At 40.9% G+C, this 18,078-nt stretch carries 15 protein-coding genes; 9 read left to right on the forward strand and 6 right to left on the reverse strand.

The annotated features are described in order from the left end of the window. Window positions 1–16 precede the first annotated feature (16 nt). Window positions 17–1,312 (forward strand): GntP family permease, encoded by a 1,296-nt coding sequence (locus tag ACO1PF_RS07550; RefSeq protein WP_423188459.1) that lies wholly within the window; start codon window positions 17–19, stop codon window positions 1,310–1,312. 769 nt (window positions 1,313–2,081) lie between these two features. Here the strand turns inward: ACO1PF_RS07550 and ACO1PF_RS07555 are convergent. The 3 genes from ACO1PF_RS07555 to ACO1PF_RS07565 all read right to left on the reverse strand — a co-directional run bounded on the left by ACO1PF_RS07555 (window position 2,082) and on the right by ACO1PF_RS07565 (window position 6,047). Then, on the reverse strand, window positions 2,082–2,978 hold the full coding sequence (locus tag ACO1PF_RS07555; RefSeq protein ID WP_423188460.1) for a LysR family transcriptional regulator: 897 nt from the start codon (window positions 2,976–2,978) through the stop codon (window positions 2,082–2,084). Between the two features lie 39 nt (window positions 2,979–3,017). Beyond that, on the reverse strand, window positions 3,018–5,003 hold the full coding sequence (gene pulA, locus ACO1PF_RS07560) for a type I pullulanase (RefSeq protein ID WP_423188461.1): 1,986 nt from the start codon (window positions 5,001–5,003) through the stop codon (window positions 3,018–3,020). A gap of 390 nt (window positions 5,004–5,393) precedes the next feature. Beyond that, on the reverse strand, window positions 5,394–6,047 hold the full coding sequence (locus tag ACO1PF_RS07565) for a metal-dependent transcriptional regulator (protein WP_423188462.1): 654 nt from the start codon (window positions 6,045–6,047) through the stop codon (window positions 5,394–5,396). Window positions 6,048–6,212: 165 nt separating this feature from the next. Between ACO1PF_RS07565 and ACO1PF_RS07570 the strand changes: the two genes are divergently transcribed. Genes ACO1PF_RS07570 through ACO1PF_RS07585 form a run of 4 tightly spaced genes read left to right on the forward strand, consistent with a single transcriptional unit; the run spans window position 6,213 to window position 9,762 of the window. After that, window positions 6,213–7,154: a metal ABC transporter solute-binding protein, Zn/Mn family gene (locus ACO1PF_RS07570; protein WP_423188463.1), complete on the forward strand. Its 942-nt coding sequence runs from the start codon at window positions 6,213–6,215 to the stop codon at window positions 7,152–7,154. Between the two features lie 24 nt (window positions 7,155–7,178). Next, on the forward strand, window positions 7,179–7,928 hold the full coding sequence (locus ACO1PF_RS07575; protein WP_423188464.1) for a metal ABC transporter ATP-binding protein: 750 nt from the start codon (window positions 7,179–7,181) through the stop codon (window positions 7,926–7,928). A gap of 2 nt (window positions 7,929–7,930) precedes the next feature. After that, window positions 7,931–8,857, forward strand: a complete 927-nt coding sequence (locus ACO1PF_RS07580) for a metal ABC transporter permease (RefSeq protein WP_423188465.1) — start codon at window positions 7,931–7,933, stop codon at window positions 8,855–8,857. Continuing rightward, entirely contained in the window at window positions 8,854–9,762 is a 909-nt protein-coding gene (locus ACO1PF_RS07585; protein ID WP_423188466.1) for a metal ABC transporter permease, read from the forward strand. Before ACO1PF_RS07580 ends, ACO1PF_RS07585 begins: the two co-directional genes overlap by 4 nt. A 49-nt stretch (window positions 9,763–9,811) precedes the next feature. Here ACO1PF_RS07585 and ACO1PF_RS07590 read toward each other — a convergent pair whose 3' ends face one another. The 3 genes from ACO1PF_RS07590 to ACO1PF_RS07600 all read right to left on the reverse strand — a co-directional run bounded on the left by ACO1PF_RS07590 (window position 9,812) and on the right by ACO1PF_RS07600 (window position 14,588). Beyond that, entirely contained in the window at window positions 9,812–10,795 is a 984-nt protein-coding gene (locus ACO1PF_RS07590) for a LacI family DNA-binding transcriptional regulator (protein ID WP_423188467.1), read from the reverse strand. A 95-nt stretch (window positions 10,796–10,890) separates the two neighbouring features. Next, window positions 10,891–13,020 (reverse strand): RNA degradosome polyphosphate kinase, encoded by a 2,130-nt coding sequence (locus ACO1PF_RS07595; protein WP_423188468.1) that lies wholly within the window; start codon window positions 13,018–13,020, stop codon window positions 10,891–10,893. Window positions 13,021–13,022: 2 nt separating this feature from the next. Then, a complete protein-coding gene (locus ACO1PF_RS07600) occupies window positions 13,023–14,588 on the reverse strand; it encodes a Ppx/GppA family phosphatase (protein ID WP_423188469.1) in 1,566 nt (521 codons plus the stop codon). Window positions 14,589–14,910: 322 nt separating this feature from the next. On the opposite strand from ACO1PF_RS07600, the gene ACO1PF_RS07605 reads away from it, so the two are divergent. The 4 genes from ACO1PF_RS07605 (at window position 14,911) to ACO1PF_RS07620 (ending at window position 17,850) form a co-directional block, all read left to right on the forward strand. After that, window positions 14,911–15,423: a coiled-coil domain-containing protein gene (locus ACO1PF_RS07605; protein ID WP_423188470.1), complete on the forward strand. Its 513-nt coding sequence runs from the start codon at window positions 14,911–14,913 to the stop codon at window positions 15,421–15,423. 18 nt (window positions 15,424–15,441) lie between these two features. Beyond that, window positions 15,442–16,113 carry a 3D domain-containing protein gene (locus ACO1PF_RS07610; RefSeq protein ID WP_423188471.1) on the forward strand — a complete coding sequence of 224 codons (672 nt, stop codon included), beginning with the start codon at window positions 15,442–15,444 and terminating at the stop codon, window positions 16,111–16,113. 168 nt (window positions 16,114–16,281) lie between these two features. Next, a complete protein-coding gene (locus tag ACO1PF_RS07615) occupies window positions 16,282–17,073 on the forward strand; it encodes an AAC(3) family N-acetyltransferase (RefSeq protein ID WP_423188472.1) in 792 nt (263 codons plus the stop codon). 27 nt (window positions 17,074–17,100) lie between these two features. After that, entirely contained in the window at window positions 17,101–17,850 is a 750-nt protein-coding gene (locus ACO1PF_RS07620; protein ID WP_423188473.1) for an alpha/beta fold hydrolase, read from the forward strand. The last annotated feature ends 228 nt before the right edge of the window (window positions 17,851–18,078 follow it).

Below are 18,078 nucleotides of genomic sequence, written 5' to 3' on the forward strand. Positions count from 1 at the left end.
AAGAGGAGTGAAAAATATGGAAGTATTAGGCATTATTATTGGGTTGTTTATATTGATGGGTTTAGCCTATATGGGCTATTCAATTATTTGGGTTGCACCACTTGCTGCCGGGTTTGTTGCATGGACAGGCGGTCTTAATTTATTAGAAGCATATACGGGTGTTTATATGTCTGGACTTGTCGGATTTCTTCAGACATGGTTCCCAGTATTCATGCTCAGTTCCATCTTTGGTAAATTGATGGAAGATACGGGTATGGCGCGCTCGATCGCTTTAACGCTTTCCAAGTTATTAGGAGAAAAAAGAGCGATTTTAGGCGTATTCATATCTGCTGCTGTACTGACTTATGGCGGAATCAGTTTATTCGTTGTGGTATTTGCAGTTTATCCGCTGGCCTTATCTCTGTTTAGACAAGCCAATCTGCCAAGACGTTTAATTCCGGCAACCATTGCTTTGGGTGCATTTACCTTTACAATGACAGCTTTACCAGGCACACCTCAAATTCAAAACTTGATTCCTATGCCTTATTTCTTCACAACGCCAACTGCCGCACCTATCATGGGTATTGCCGCAGCTTTAGTTATGGCAGTAGGTGGTTATTTCTACTTGATGTGGAGACAGAATCAGTTAATCAATAAAGGTGAACTTTTTGACGAACCAAAAGACAATACAGTCGTTGAAGTATCCGATGAAGTACCTAACGTATTTTTATCGCTGCTTCCACTTCTATCCGTTTTAGTTACGTTAAATATATTGGAATGGAACATTGTTGTCTCATTGATGGCAGGTATTATACTTATTCTGCTTTTAAGCTTACCAAGAATCAGACACATCGGCGTAACGAATTCAGTTAACGTCGGAGCTAAAGGTTCTGTTACTGCCATCTTAAACACCAGTGCGGCGGTTGGTTTTGGTACAACTGTACAGGCTGTTCCAGGCTTTGCCATTTTAACTTCTGCTTTGATGTCTATTCCAGGGAATCCACTTGTTTCTCTATCTGTTGCGATCAACTTACTTGCTGGTGCAACAGGATCCGCTTCAGGTGGTATGGGTATTGCATTAGAAGCACTTGGTGAACAATACTATAACCTGTCACAAACATCAGGTATTTCTCCTGAAGCATTCCATAGAGTGGCTTCTATCTCATCAGGTGGATTGGATGTTCTACCTCATAATGGTGCGGTATTAACCTTGCTCACAATCACAGGGTTGACACACAAAGATAGCTACATGGATATTGCTGTTGTAGCGATTGTTATCCCTATTGCTTCTGTTATTGTCGCTATTATCTTGGCTTCAATGGGCTTATACTAAAAAATAGTTACTTTTTTATAATATATTAGACAAAAGATGAGTGAGCTATGAGAAATCATAACTCACTCATCTTTTTTGTTTTGGATCAGGTTCGATATAAGTATTGTCGTCTTATGTTTGTGATTGCGTGCCCTTCAGGTATCGGAAGTCTAGGTGAAGGTCACGGAATCAGGCAACGCGTGCCCTTTAGGTACCCGAAGTCGAAACGAAGGTCACGGAATCAGGCAACGCGTGCCCTTCAGCTATCGGAAGTCGAAACGAAGGTCACGCAATCAGGCAAGGCGTGCCCTTCAGGTACCCGAAGTCGAGGCGGAGGTCACGGAATCAGGCAACGCGTGCCCTTTAGGTACCCGAAGTCGAAACGAAGGTCACGGAATCAGGCAACGCGTGCCCTTCAGCTATCGGAAGTCGAAACGAAGGTCACGCAATCAGGCAAGGCATGCCCTTCAGGTACCCGAAGTCGAGGCGGAGGTCACGCAATCAGACATTGCGTGCCCTTCAGGTATCCGAAGTCGAAACGAAGGTCACGCAATCGGGCAACGCGTGCCCTTTAGGTATCGAAAGTCGAGGTGAAGGTCACGCAATCGGACAACGCGTGCCCTTCAGGTACCCGAAGTCGAAACGAAGGTCACGCAATCGGGCAACGCGTGCCCTTCAGCTATCGGAAGTCGAGGTGAAGGGAACGCAAGTGACATTAACACAATAATTTAGAATAAAGCAGTATAAAAATCAAAAAAATGAAAGGATAGGACGATTGTCCTATCCTTACTTAATGTGATTGATAATATTCTTTCATGTAATTAAAGACATACTCTTCGATTCGTGAATACCGTTTTTGTTTTCTGCGACATAACACGACTTCCCAATATATAGGATGTTCGAATTCTTTTCTTATGACATCGGGTGATGAATAATAATGCGCAACCGGTGTCGGTAAGACGGTTATCAGATTGGAATTACGCGTTGAGTTAAGCAGTAAATCCCACGAAGCGGACTGTAAATAAAATTGCGGTTTAACGTTCTGACTCGAAAACTTATTCAACAACTGGTGATGGATCATGTAGCTTGAGTCAAAGATGGCCATGGGCTGGTTATGGAGATCCGTCCACTGCAACGTATCTTTTTGAGCCAACGGATTCTGACTGCTCATAAAGGCGGACAGAGTGTCATTTCTTATGACTACTTCTTCTACGGTACTGGAATCGAGACCGGTGGGGCGCAAGAGCACCGCTATGGGGAGTTCCTGTAAAAGTAAATCTTTTTTCAATTCAACAGCTCCCGCTTCCTTGATTTCAAAACGAATCTCCGGATTTGTTGAAATCAATGTCGGTAAAATTTCTGGAAACACGACAGAAATAACGACGGGAGGGATGCCTATTTTTATCGTTCCTTTTAATTGCGTCGATTCTTCCTGAAGGTCTTTGATCATGACATCATACTTTTGAATGATGTCCTTGGCATGTTGGTATAGGACGTCCCCTGCAGGCGTTAATGTTTGCAGTCTTCCGTGAGCGCGTTCGAATAAAATGATGTTTTCATTTTTTTCCAAATTTGCAATGGTCTGACTTAAAGCAGGTTGAGAAATATGCAGAATTTTTGATGCTTGAGATATATTGAAGTCATTTTCAACAATGGAGATGAAATAATGCATTTGTTTAATATCCATGCAAGGTCCTTTCTTAAGCTAACCACTGATTTAAACAGCTCATGATACTAAAATGAGTACTTCTCTCGGATTAATAATGATATGTTGTCCCTTGATGATGCCAAGTGGATTTAAACCGGCTGAGTGCCGATTAGCTAGGATCGTCCATTCATCAGGAAAAGGATAACTGCTTTTCAATTCCACTTCTTCTGAATGAGGGGTGGTATTGATAATGACTGCCATCATTGTCCACTCACCTTCATTCAACGTATTGGGTATCGTATAAGCCAGCAGGTTTTCTTTCAGTTGTGCAAAAGTTACAGCAGCACCCGTTTTGTTGGTAGCATCACGTAATGGCGCATAGGCTTTTCTGATGGTCATCATCCCTTTGTAATACTCTAGCAGGTCTTTGTTTTCATAAGCCTGCGACCAATTCAGCTGGTTGATCGAAATCGATGATTTGAAACTATTCTCATCGCCTGACTTTGTACGGCCCCATTCCTCTCCGGCTTGTAAGAAGATACCGCCCAAAGAAGTGAACAGCAAAGCGGCACTGAGTTTATTCAGTTGAATAGCTGTTTCGTCCCGGCGATAATCTGGTTCATGCTGAAGTGTTTTGACCAATTTATCATATAGGGTCAGATTGTCATGTGCCGAAGCATAGGTAATGACCTGAGCAGGGTTTCTGGCCCATCGTATTTCGTCAGGTAATCTAAAACGTCCAACGTCTGATTGTGTATTGGCAAGTATGCTTGCGACCAGATCATTCGTAGAATAAGAGCTTGTATCAAAGCCGTTGGCCCCTTGTAAGAATCCACCAGCTCTTTCATCAAAGACAGGACCCTTGATTGCATCTCTGAAGTCATCATTAAAAAGAGCGATACCGTCAACCAAATCATTGGCATGAAATTTATCGGCCGGCTTGTTCGGTTCATAAATAGCTACACTCCCGGCATTCCAAGGTTCGCCGTAAAGCAAGACGTGCGAAAAGCCTTTTTCATCAAGTGTTTGACGAAGGGTGTTCATCGTGTTGACGTCATGAAGACCCATCAAGTCAAAACGAAAACCATCAATATGATACTCTTCTACCCAGTAGAGGACAGTATCGATAATATACTTGCGCATCATTTTGCGTTCACTGGCTGTCTCATTGCCGCAGCCTGATCCGTTGGTGAATTCGCCATAATGGTCCTGACGGTAAAAATAATCAGGGACAGTCAGCTGAAACCAGGATTTTTGTGTGAAAAAGGTATGGTTGAAGACAACATCTAAGATCACGCCGATGTCATGCTGATGCAGATGGGAAACCATTGTCTTGAATTCAAGAATACGTTTTTTAGGATCGCTAGGGTCGGAGGCATATTTCCCTTCAGGCACCATAAAGTTCTTAGGGTCGTACCCCCAGTTGTAAGCAGGTGAATTCTCATCATTTTCAAAGTCGAAAGCGGGTAATAAATGAATATAATTAACGCCTAACTCTTCTATATAAGATAACCCTGCTAATTGATTTTCATCGGAACCGACCGTAACATCTTTTTCAGTAAAGGCCAGATATTTCCCGCGGTAGTCGGGTGAAAAATCAGCCTGTTCATCACTAGAGAAATCCTCCGTGTGGACTTCCCAAATAATTGCCTCAGTAATCGCAGAGACACCTTTATATGATTCGTTTGCCCAGTTATCGGGATTTGTTTCTCCGAAATCGATGATTGCAGACCGGTTACCGTTCAAGCCGACCGCTTTTGAATAAATATCTGCAGATTCAACTTCATTTTTATCATGAATAAAACTATACGTGTAAAAATACCCGTTTAAATCTTCATTAAAACTAAAAATCCAGCAATTGTTTTCCAGCTGCATTTTACGTTTATATAGAGGGGCGGTTGAGTCAGCTTTTTCATAGACATTCAAATAAACCCGTTGAGCCAAAGGAGACCACACTTTAAAAAGAGAGGTCTCTTTTGTGTAAGTAAGTCCTAAATCATTTTCAGTGTAAGCATGGTCTTCTAAATAAGGGATACGTTCTTCGATAGGATGGTGAGGAGTCATTGTTATATTCCTTTCATGAATCTGTAAGTACATTATACCACGGTCAAAGTGTTTCAAGAAAAAAACAAAGAGCTACCCGTTTGACCGACAGTTGTTAAGGGCGTTCTTTAACGACTGTAAGCCGACAGACAGCTTTTTTGATTAATTTGAAGCATTCAGATGGATTATAGTAAAGTTGTCTAGGCAATTCGATATATAACGACAAAGAGGTTTTCCCAACAAAATGAGAGGAACACCTTTTTATGGAGATCTATACGATAAAGCAACTGGATTAGAAACGATTTGATCAGGCACAAACGTTATAAAAGAGCCGTCCATATGTTTTTCGTTTTTATTGGTTTATTAGGGTGCTTTTGTATCCGATTTTCACTGAGGGAGTCAGCATGCTTATTAAAGAGTATAGTCAACAAAGATTTTCAGGGCTGCTTTATGTCCAATAACTATTTGACTGCCTTCGGGTGACTCTAAAGTCAAAGGCCCTTCAAAAGGTTCGATGTTGATCAAATGATAACTGTTTCCCAACTGAATGTCTTTTTCGAGTAAATAATTCAAAAAATCTTCCTGGTCATCAACTTCTTTAATTTTGAATTGCTCGCCTACGTTGAGATCGACAAGTGGATACTTAGAAGTCTCAGGAATTGAACCGTCTTTATTCGGGATAACTCCGCCATGTGGATCAAACTTAGGTTCATCTAAAAATACATTAAGCCGTTCAATCAATAAGTCAGAAGAGGCGTGTTCAAGCAAATCAGCATCTGCATGTACTTCATCCCAATCATAACCCAGCTTTTCAGCCAAAAAAACTTCCCAAATGCGATGCTTACGAATAAGTTGATGGGCAACACGTTTGCCAGAGGGAGTAAGTTTGACGCCTTGATAAGGGATATGACTGATCAGTTTTTCTCTCAACAAACGGGCGTTCATTTCGGTTACTGAAGCCGCGGATATAGATAAGGCATGAACCAGATCTTTATTGGAAATAACCGCTTCGTCTCCGCCAAGTTCATAAATTGCTTTAATGAAATTCTCTTTATTGGGTGTCATGTATGTCCGTCCTTTTTTATCTGTATAGTTAAGTTTTACCATAATCATTTAGAGGTTGTCAAAAAGAGCTGCAAATTAAATGATTCGTTTGACTTAAAACTATTTTTAGGATAGACTAAAAAATGTGAGAAAGCAACTCTGAGCAATTACAAATGGGGGATAGATATGACAAAGTTAAGATGGTTTAGCATAGCAATACTGCTAGTGTTGATTAGTGGATGCAGTACAGATAACAACACTAACCGAAATGATAGCGAAACAGTATCGATCGTTACAACTACGTCTTTCTTAACCGATTTGGTTGAGACGATCGGTGGAGAAAATGTTTCTGTTACAGGTTTAATGGGACCGGGAGTGGATCCACACGATTATCAACCGTCAACATCGGATATCATTGCGATGGGAGAAGCCAATGTCGTTATTTATAATGGTTTGTCCTTAGAAGAACGGTTCGCAGAAGTCTTCGATCAATTAGGAGAACGAGATGTGTTAACAATCATCGCAGCGGATACTTTAGATGAAGCGAGTGTGCTTTTTGATCCGGAAGATAGTGATTTTCAGGCAGTGGATCCGCATATATGGTTCAGTATTCCAAGATGGAAACAAGTAACGCAATACATTGCGGATGAATTGAGCGCTTATGATCCTGATAATGCAGAAAATTATAGTAGAAATGCCGCAGAATATTTAGACGAATTAGATGAATTGGCGTATTACGTCGAAACAAGAGTTGAAGAAGTACCGGAATCATCACGTTATCTGGTGACAGCGCATGATGCGTTTCAGTATTTCGGCGAGGAATACAACTTTGAAGTGGTTGGACTACAGGGACTCAATACACGTACGGAAGCCGGAACTGGCGATATCAGTGAAATGGCGTCGTTCATAGTGGAAAACGAAATAAACGCAGTTTTTGTAGAAAGTTCGGTATCACCCAGAAGTATCGAAGCATTGATCGAAGCGACTAACAGTCGTGGACATCAATTGGAAAATGCTGGAGAGTTGTATTCAGATGCTTTAGGAAGCAGTGAAGATGATGCGGATACCTATGTAACGATGTATCGGTCAAATGTGGATACCATAGTAGATGCTTTAAATGAAAATTAATGGCCAGAAAGAGGGAGTTAAACAATGAATGATATAGCAATCAACATAGACAAACTTACTGTGGCTTATGATGCTCAGCCGGTTTTATGGAATATATCGCTGAAATTACAAAAAGGAAAAATGATAGCTATTGTCGGTCCTAACGGTGCAGGAAAATCAACCATGATTAAATCCATGCTTGGTTTAGTGTCGCCTGTCATGGGTTCTGTCACGCATCAAGACGAAAATCAAAAAGCGGTACACTATAGTGAATTGAAAAATCGAATCGCTTATGTACCTCAAAACACATCCGTCGATTGGAATTTTCCGACAACTGTGAGTGATGTTGTCTTAATGGGAAGATACGGTCATTTAGGCTGGTTCAAAAGACCTCGAAAGAAAGATAAGGATATAGCTAAGCAAATGCTTCTGAAAGTGGGACTTCCGACTTTCGCAAAGCGACAGATCAGTCAGCTTTCGGGCGGACAGCGCCAGCGCGTTTTCCTGGCCCGTGCGCTTGCTCAAGAAGCAGATGTTTATATTATGGATGAACCGTTAGCCGGTGTAGATATGAAGACTGAACACATTATCATGAAGCTGCTTAAAAAACTAGTTTCAGAAGGCAAAACAGTACTCGTTGTTCACCATGATCTGCAGACAGTTGAGATTTATTTTGATGAGATCGTTTTTATCAATCAGGAAGTTATCGCTGCAGGACCAGTTGATCAGACGTTCAACAAAAAAAATATAGACCTGACGTATCACCGCGATCGTAATGTAGGGGAAGGGGGATAATTATGCTGACTCAGGTTCTTTCTGTGTTTACTGATTATACCTTTCAACTTGTTGCTCTTGGAACAGGTATCATTGGACTGCTCAGTGGTGTGATCGGAACATACGCGACACTTCGAAAAGAAAGCTTGTTAGGGGATGCACTGAGTCATGCGGCGTTGCCGGGCATTGCTTTGGCTTTTGTTATTATACAACGTAAAGAATTAATATTTCTCATGCTCGGTGCCGTTGTTTCAGGAATAATTGCCACAGCAATCATTCAAGTGATGACGAGAAAAACGGTGGTCAAGCTGGACAGTGCCTTGTCTCTTGTTTTATCCAGCTTCTTTGGATTGGGGCTGGTGGTTTTAACGGCGATTCAAAATAATCCGAATGCCCAGCAGGCAGGGTTGAACAGTTTTATTTTCGGACAAGCCAGCGCAATGTTGCGGAGAGATGTTCAATTAATAAGTAGCGTGGGCCTGGTATTGCTGTTACTCGTTTTCGTTTTTTGGAAAGAGTTCAAATGTTATACCTTTGATCCGATGTTTAGCCGCTCTTTAGGCTTTTCAAGTAAGATCATTGAATTTCTCTTATCCATGATGATTGTATTAACTATTATTATAGGCCTTGAATCTGTGGGCGTTATTTTGATCAGTGCGTTACTCATTGGTCCATCGATCGCCGCGAGGCAATGGACTCACCGTTTAAGCGGTGTTATGATTTTGGCCGGCATTATAGGTTTCATATCTGGAGTATTAGGGACATTGATCAGCTCGTTGGGTGAACGTATTCCGACGGGGCCGACGATTGTAGTCGTTGTCAGTCTTTTCGTTTTCATCAGTCTCCTGTTCGCACCGAAGCAGGGATATGTTGCTAAATATATTTCTAGACAAAAGAAACAGAAACGTTTCAAGGCACGTTTAGATGAGTTAGAGGAGGCTAAACAATGAGCATGATAACTGAAATTACATTAATTGCTGTTGTAGTCGCTATCGCTTGCGCGTTACCCGGTGTTTTCCTGGTTCTGAGAGGAGCAACGATGGTGTCCGATGCCATTACTCATACGGTCTTACTAGGGATCGTTCTAGCTTTCTTCATTACCCAAGATTTGAACTCGCCATTCTTAATGATTGGAGCGACGCTCGTTGGTTTAGCAACAGTTTGGTTGATAGAAACCATACAACGTTCAAATCTCGTATCCAATGATGCAGCAATAGGCATTGTTTTTCCTTTGTTTTTTAGTATCGCGATTATTTTAATTACACTTTATGCCGGTGATGTTCACTTGGATGAAGATGCAGTACTGATGGGCGAACTGGCTTTCGCGCCGTTTCGCAGATTGGATTTATGGGGTTATGACCTTGGTCCACAATCACTTTGGGTGATGTTAGTTATCTTGATCATCAATTCGTTCTTTATTTTCTTTTTCTATAAAGAACTGAAAGTCACGACATTTGATCCAGCCTTTGCAGCTGCAATAGGTTTCTCACCGTTGCTTATTCATTACGCTTTGATGACCCTAGTTTCACTGACAGCAGTTGGTGCATATGATTCGGTCGGATCGATATTGATCGTCGGCTTTATGGTGGGACCAGCGCTTTCAGGATATGTGCTCACCCATTCATTGAATAAAATGATTAGTATCACTGTAGTTATGGCGATTATTAATAGTGTGAGTGGTGTGAGGTTAGCCTTCTTATTTGATACCACGATTGCTGGCATGATCGCCGTCGTAACCGGCTTAACGACGTTGCTCATCTTGATATTCTCTCCCAAAAAAGGACTTTTCCAACATCAAATCAGTCAGAATAGAGCACGTAAAAACTTAAATAAAGAAATTGAAAAAATGGCTTAACAGAAAATGACCCTAGTTTTGATTATCAATCAAAACTGGGGTCATTTATTTATCGATCGGTATTTTTGGTGGTTCCTCGCTTAATTAATGTGAAAGTCAGTGGGACTAAATCATCCGATTCTTTTCCAAGTTGTTTTAAAAGCAATTGGCAGGCGTTGCTACCTTGTTCTTTGATACCATAATCAACCGTCGTCATATTCATGACATCGCTTATAAATAAATTATCAAAACCTATAACTGAAATATCCTCAGGTACTTTATATCCTTTTTTCTCAAGTCTTGAGACAGCTAAGGCTGCAATGTTATCGGAATGAGTAATGAGGGCATCGGGTTTAACCACTTGTTCTTCGATCCACTGAACAACACGGTCAACGTCATGGTCGGAGACTATATGCAAAAAAGAATCAGACGCGTAAGGGGTAATGCCTTTCAAAGAGCAAAAATCGTTGTAAGCCATGATTCGTCGCTCCGTATTCAATCCACTGGCTGTTCCGTATATATTTAGAATCCGTCGACAGCCCGTATCCCAGGCATAATCCAAAGCGAGCTGCGTCCCTTCATAATGATCGATAAATACAGAAGGGATAGGATGTGTATCCACATTATGTAAGGTCACGATCGGTCCATCTTTTAAATAGCTTTCCAGCACTTCCCATTCATTGGCCCGGTAAATAAGGAAGATCCCATCCAACTCTTTTGCTTTCAAGAGGTCAAAGGCTTCGCATTCTCGTTTTTTGTCGCCATTCGTAATAAACAAAGTCGTGGTGTATCCAGCAGAGTAAGCTGTTGAAATGAATGAGTTTATTCGTGCCACAGCCGTATCGTTGAATTGCGTGCTGATGATACCGAAATTTTTGGTCTCGCCTGTGCGAAGCATTTGGGCATGCTTGTTAGGTCTGTAGTTGAGCTGTTTGATCGCTTCTTCCACAGTCTTTCGTGTCTCTTCGCCAACGTATCCACTCGAATTAATGACACGGGAAACGGTTGCGGATGAGACCCCGGCATGTTCGGCGATATCTTGAATTGTAGCCATCTGTTTATCTCCCTCCTGCCTTCCTTACTTAGTATACCAAATCATATCGCCTTGAATTTAATGTGAAACGAAAGGAGTAAATAGACTGCTTTTTTTTATTTTTGTCTAGCAATGAAGTCCCTTATCCACTGCATAAATGTGAATTCAGGTACATTATTAATTGTGTTTTCCAGTTCCATCAATTCTTTCTGAGCATGGACTACTTTTTGGCCATTAGGTTTCTCTTTTTCATACACACCGTTTGAATTGACGGTCCAAGCTTTGACATTATCATAGAGATAAATTTTCAATATGGAAATGATATGTCTTTTCCATTTGTCGTTTAAAATAGGGAAGGCTATTTCTACGCGTCTGATCATGTTTCGCGTCATCATATCTGCAGAGGACAAGTACAGATTTTCTTCGCCGTTGTGATAAAAGTAATAGATACGACTGTGTTCCAGGAAACGTCCGATAACACTCCGGACTGTAATGTTTTCACTCACACCAGGAATCCCGGGGATCAGGCAGCAAATGCCCCTGACGATCAATTCGATTTTCACGCCGGCTTGACTCGCTTCATAGAGTTTGAGCAGCATCCTTTTGTCAGTCAGTGAATTCATTTTGGCAATAACATGACCATTGCCGTATTGTCTGTGGAGACGTATCTCCTTTTCAATGTTTTCGATGAAGGCATCGCGGATATCAAAAGGTGAAACATGAAGATAATGGTAGGGCGGTTGATCAGTATAACCACTCAAGTAGTTGAAGAAATCAAACACATCCTGGGTGATTTCTTTATTGGCCGTTATGAGTCCCATATCCGTATAAAGTTTCGCTGTTTGTTCATTGTAGTTGCCCGTGCCGAGATGGGCATACCTTCTGAACCCATTTTCCTCTTTTTTTATCACTAAAGTTGCTTTGCTGTGCGTTTTTAAGCCTTTCACTCCATATAAGATGTGAGCGCCGGCTTCTTCGAGTTTCCTGGCCCAGTGCACATTGTTGGCCTCATCGAATCGGGCTTTCAGTTCAACTAAAACGGTGACTTGAATACCTTTTTTTGCAGCTTTCTCAAGTAATCGTACCAAGGGAGAGTCCTGACTCACGCGGTACAGCGTCTGTTTGATGGCAACTGTACGGTCATCATCCACAGCTTGTTCTATAAACTGAATAACTGGTTGAAACGAGTCGAAAGGATGGTGAAAGAACAAATCTTGACTCTTAGCCATACTGCAAATAGATTTTTTTGTAAAAACTTCAGGATAGGCGGGTGTATATTTTTCAAATAAAAGACCAACACCGGCTGCTTTGAGTATATCGACCGTACCGAATAAACACGTTAAATCGAGAGGACCATCGATAAAATATATATCGCGCTGTTTGATGGACAGGGCTTTTTTTAAATAAGTAATGTCTGTCTCGACGGATTGACTCGTTTTGCGCGTATCGATTTCTAATCTGACAGCCATGCCGTTTCTTCTCTTCTCCAAGTAATCTTCAATAGTTGAGAGTAAATCTTCAGCGCCTTCTTCTTGAATTTCCAGATCTGCGTTACGCGTGATGCGAAATGCGAACGAGTAGGTCACTTTATAGCCCTTAAACAATTCTGACAGGAAAGAGTAAATGATATCTTCAGAAAAGAGAAGTTTCATTGTCTCCTTACTTTTTATTGAAAAAAGGCGACTTAATCGTTGGGGAACCGGAACAATCGCAATAAAAGGGTTCCCTGATTTTTCAAGCCGTACAAAGAGATGCAGGACCCCGTCACTTAAGTGAGGAAAAGGACGATAGGCATCGATGCCATAAGGTGTGATAGCTGGTTCGATCTCGAATTTAAAAATAGCTTTGGCTCGTTCCATGTCTTCTTCAGAAAGCTCATCAAGGGTTGTGAAATAGATAGAATGAGCTTCCAATTCCTTTTTCTTTTTCTCAAAAAGAGAGTAGTGACGCTTAACGATAGCCTGATTCTTGACTGTGATTTCCTGTAACTGCTTTTTTGGTGACCATTGTTTTTTCGTATCCGGTTCACTCACACCCATTTTCAGCTGGTCTTGCAAACCTGCCACCCGTATTTTATAAAATTCATCCAAATTGGAACTGCCAATTGCTAGGAATTTTAATTGTTCCAGAAGCGGATTAAAAGGATCGTCTGCTTCTTCAATCACACGGGCATTAAAATCTAGCCAGGACAATTCTCTATTCTGATAATATTCTGGATTTTCTAGTGAAATGTCTTGCCCCTGCATATTTATACCTCCGTTTGGGGTGATTCGTCTAGTTCTTTTTGAAAAGTGATAGAAAGTGATTTGCCTAAAACACGTTCAATATGGTTTTTATGTCTATTAGCACGGTATTCTTCAGCGATAGCTTCACCGCTATAGGTCACGCACAATTCGTAATTATCGTCATCTGTCTCAATGAGGTCCATGTCATGAACTAAATTGACATGAGAATCACTCAACGCTTCTGCGAATTTAATGATGCTTCCCAGATAAAGTAATATATCTAGTTCCTTCTTATCATACCAGTCTTTAAAGTTGCTCGTGTACTGTTTATAGAGTGACCGGTTTTTGTAGCTGGCTATTAGTGCCAAGCGTACACGGTCCCTGTGATTGAATCCGTGAAGATTAGTGTTCGATATGATATAGAAAGTATGCTGTGATTTCGAATCATCTTCAATGTAACTGCCTAAATAATAAAGCGTGGCCCCATAATGCAGCAGATAAAGGTGTTCATCTTTGATATCAAGTATGCTTTTCTCTCTGATCAAATCAATCAAACGGTCAGCTAAAATAATCCGCTGGTGGGCGCTGATAGGGCGAATGTCATACTGTTTAAACAAACGTTGAACTGTTTGCCGCTTGATACCAAATAAATCATATGCATCATCGTATTCCTGATTAAGTCGTTCAAGAATAATACCTTCACGCAAACCACGATTACTTATAGCGAAAGATTTCGCTTGCATCACGTTGATAAGTTCTGTAAAGACGATCCCAGCAGGAATAATGATATCGCGTCGGTCTTCACTTAAACCATCTAAATCTCCCAACTCTTCCATTGAACTTTTCACGAGCAGATCAAATGTTTCATCTAAATCATTTTCCAGCATCTGATATTCGTGGATTCCCGCGATCGGATAATCTGTTTGACGTTGATAGACTTCGGCATAATTGCGTGCCGAGCCGCCGATCCCAATTAACGGGACGGAAAGATCTTCGAGCCAATCCAGAGTTCTTAATTGTTCGCTGACCCATTTACGGGCTTTTTTGATAGCTTTTTTGTCATTATGTTTTTTTCCGTCGAAGAATTGCTTTTGCAGGGAAACTGTACCAAACGGGAAACTGTGTGCTTCCTTGATTTCTTTGTTTTTGAAGTAGGTGACTTCCGTACTACCTCCGCCGATATCGATGCTCACACCATCGAGGATATCCATCGTATATCTTACGGCGTAATTCCCGAAATAAGCTTCCTTTTGTTCGGATAAAATAGTTAAATCCAAATCCACTTCTTTTTTCACACGCGCCAGAATAACGTCTTTATTACTCGATTGTCTGATCGCCGCTGTAGCTATGGAAATGAGGTCTTTAATATTATAGCTTTCAGCTATTTTAGTGAAGCTTTTTAATACTGTTATTAAAACGTCAATGCCTTCATCAGACATTATATTCTCAGTGTCTAAGTACTGTACAAGACGAGCGGGTGTTTTAATATTCTGAAGTTCTGTTATCCCTTGAAAATCATCCATTTCAAAGATAACTAAGCGTATAGTGTTTGAACCTACATCTAATAATCCAAAACGTTCTCTTGTCATTATGATTCACTCCTATATTTATTAGTAGTTTTCAATGTAACAAAGATGCTTACTTTCTAATTATACTATTTTCAACTACATAAAGTCTAAAGATGAACCCTTCATTACAATAATATTACAAACAAGTAGTAAGCGCTATCATTATTACGTCTTATACAAAAAACAGCTTTTTTATACATGGATTAATCTTATTTATCGACTTTCTGTAATAAATTGTAAGCCAATCGAAATGTACATCAAAGGTTTTATCGGTATAATAACGGGGCATTGCAAACGAATTTTATACATAAACCCTAAATTAGAAAGGATTGACCATTAAATCATGAAAAAAAATATACTGAGTTTTGCTGTGATTGGTTTAGCTTTTTTACATTTTAATTATTCTCAACCTGTATCCGCCGATTCTTTAGATACTATTAAGGATCAACAAGAACAAGCAGAACAGGAAATACAGTCACTTCAAACAGAAGTTAGTACTGTTATAGAGGAAGTAAACACATTAAACGAGACATTAATTACTTTAGAAGAAAATATTGGTACAAAAGAAGCTGAGATCGATGAAACAATAAAAGAAATAGCTGAACAAGAAGAAATACTTAAAACGAGATTAGAACAAGCAAGAGACCGACTGCAATCTTTGCAAGTCAATGAAGTCTCACAAAATATTGTTTTAACTGTTTTGGAATCTGAAAGCATTTCTGATTTGTTCAACCGAGCACTCGTTATCATGCGATTGACAGATGCCGGCAATCAACAGATCGAACTAGCTGAAGAAGAAGCGCAAAAGCTCGTTGATTTAAATGGAAAATTAGTGGATACACGATTGGAATTATAAGAACAGCAAGAAGAAGTTGTGGTTAAAAAAGACGCGCTGGACAGTAAAGTGGCTTCCTTACAAGACTTGATACTTGAAAACCGCTCTGAATTGTCTTCCCTTGTAAAAAAAGAAGCAGCAGAAGTGGCACGGATTGAAGAAGCTCGTCGTTTAGCTAGAGAAGCCGCTGAACGTGCTACAGCGGAAAGAGAATCCGAACAAGCTAGAATTGAACAAAAAGCGGCAGAAGCTAAGAACGAACAAGAAGTATCAACATCTTCTTCTAAAAAACAAGTGAGCACGAAACCGGTCGTATCTAAATCGGTTGCCAGCGAGACTAAAACGTCAGCTCCCAAAAAAGTTGAGACGAAAGCCGTCGTTAAGACAGAATCAAAACCTGCTGAATCAAAACCGGCGAAAACGTCTGGAAGAACATTAAAAGTTCAAGCAACAGGTTATTCAACCCAACAACCTGGATTAAGTACACATACATTCATGGGTATTGACTTGCGTAAGAATCCACGTGTCATCGCCGTAGACCCTTCTGTTATTCCGTTGGGTTCAATGGTTGAAGTCGAAGGCATGGGCGTTTATATCGCCGGAGATACAGGCGGCGCAATCAATGGAAACATCATCGATATTCATTTCAAAACAGTGGCTGAAGCCTTACAATGGGGACGACGTCAGGTTACTATTCGTGTCTTGAACTAAATAAATCAGTTATCATAAATAGCCGGCGCGTTAAATCTTCAGAGATTTAACGCGCTGGTTTTTTGTTGTAAAGAATTAACTAAATTAAATCGTACAACAGATCGGTTGCTTTTTACAGGTCTATCCTGTTTAATCAGTACTATAGAAAACAGAGAAAGAGGAGAAATTATGCATACTAAAGAATCGCTGCTAAATGATTTGAAAAAGTTGAAGATAAATCCTGAGGGAACCTTACTTGTTCACTCTTCTTATAAAAGTATTGGCGAAGTGACTGGCGGACCAGAGACAGTTTTAGATAGTCTGAGTGCTTTTATGAAAGAGGGATTGCTGGTTTTGCCCACGCATACCTGGGAATATGTGGATAAAGATAATCCGGTGTTCGATGTGAAAAACTCGCCTTCAAATGTGGGGATTTTAACCGAAAAATTTAGACAACGTGAAAATGTCTACCGTTCCGAGCATCCCACACATTCCGTTGCTGCTTTAGGCATGGATGCGCAAAAGTTTACCGAAGGAGAATATAAATATGCAACATCCTGCGACAGAGAATCTGTCTGGGGAAAATTTCTCGACAGAAAAGCTGATATCCTCCTGGTCGGCGTAGATTTGACAAAAAACACATTCATACATGGTATAGAAGAGTGGGTAGGCATTCAAGGACGAATGACGGACACACATGAAGACCTTTACAGCATCCTGAATTCAGGAGAAAAAGTTCATGTACCGTCTCGTCGCCATCAGGGGCTTTCGTGGTCCGATCATTTCTGGAAAGTCGAAGAGATTTTACTGGAAGAAGGGGCGATGAAAAAAGGCACGTTTGGAGACGCCACTGTCCGTGTGGTCGATGCCGAAAAGACGGCGGAATTGCTGACAGAGCTACTCCAGGAAAATCCTGATCTGTTCTCCGACAACGAACCGCTCTCTGACAAGTGGCGTTATTATTTTCAGAATCAGAAATAAAACTGACGATTTTAAGAGGTGATAAATATGAAGTTAACGATACGTCAACGAACATTAGGGACAATTCCGTTGCTGGAAGTTGTAGAAGAACGAAGAAGAAACGATGTGCTGCCTCTGATCGTGTATTACCATGGGTGGCAGTCAGCAAAAGAACTCGTTCTTACTCAAGGACGATTATTAGCTGAAGCGGGCTTTCGTGTCTTGCTTCCGGATGCTGCGAACCATGGAGACCGTTATCAGCCGATCACTAAAATTCCATCCCTGACTTTTTGGCAAAGTATTCAAACCAATTTATTTGAGTTTGGCTACATTGTGAATCATTTCAAAAAGTTGGGTGTCGTTGATGACCGGATCGCAGTGGGTGGCGTATCGATGGGGGGCATCACAACGTGTGCGTTGCTCACTCATCATCCTGAGATACAAGCAGCGGCCTGTGTGATGGGATCGCCTCAGCCGGTAAACTACCGGACACGTTTATTGGAGCATGCCGCCAAGCTGGACCGCTTTTTCCCGGAGGATTACGAATCATTATTAGCCTGGGTACCCAGGTATGATTTGTCTCAGCATCCGGATACCTTAGGTGAGAGGCCATTACTGTTCTGGCACGGGATCCATGACTTAGTCGTTCCTTATGACCATGTCGTGGAATTCGTAAAGGCAAACCCTGGAGCCAATTTGACGTTTATTGAAGAGGATGAAGAACATCTTGTAAGAGTTCCCACAATGAAACAAATTACAGAATTCTATAAAAGAGAAATGATCGAGAAGAATCAATAGTAACCCTAAATGCTAGGGATAAACTGTTCATCCTTGTGTTTTTCTTTTTTAAGCGTCGAACTTGGAGCAGGTTCGACGCTTAAAAATTGAAATTGCGCTTCTAATTACCGAATGCGGGGCTATTCGGTAATTAGAAGCGACTGATAATTTTGAAACTACCGAAGTTGGGTCAAGTTCGACACTTAGAGAGTGAAAGTACTACTCTAACTGTCGAATGCGGGGCTATTC

It is taken from the genome of Alkalibacterium sp. f15, from assembly GCF_049389645.1.
Classification (GTDB): Bacteria; Bacillota; Bacilli; order Lactobacillales; family Carnobacteriaceae_A; genus Alkalibacterium.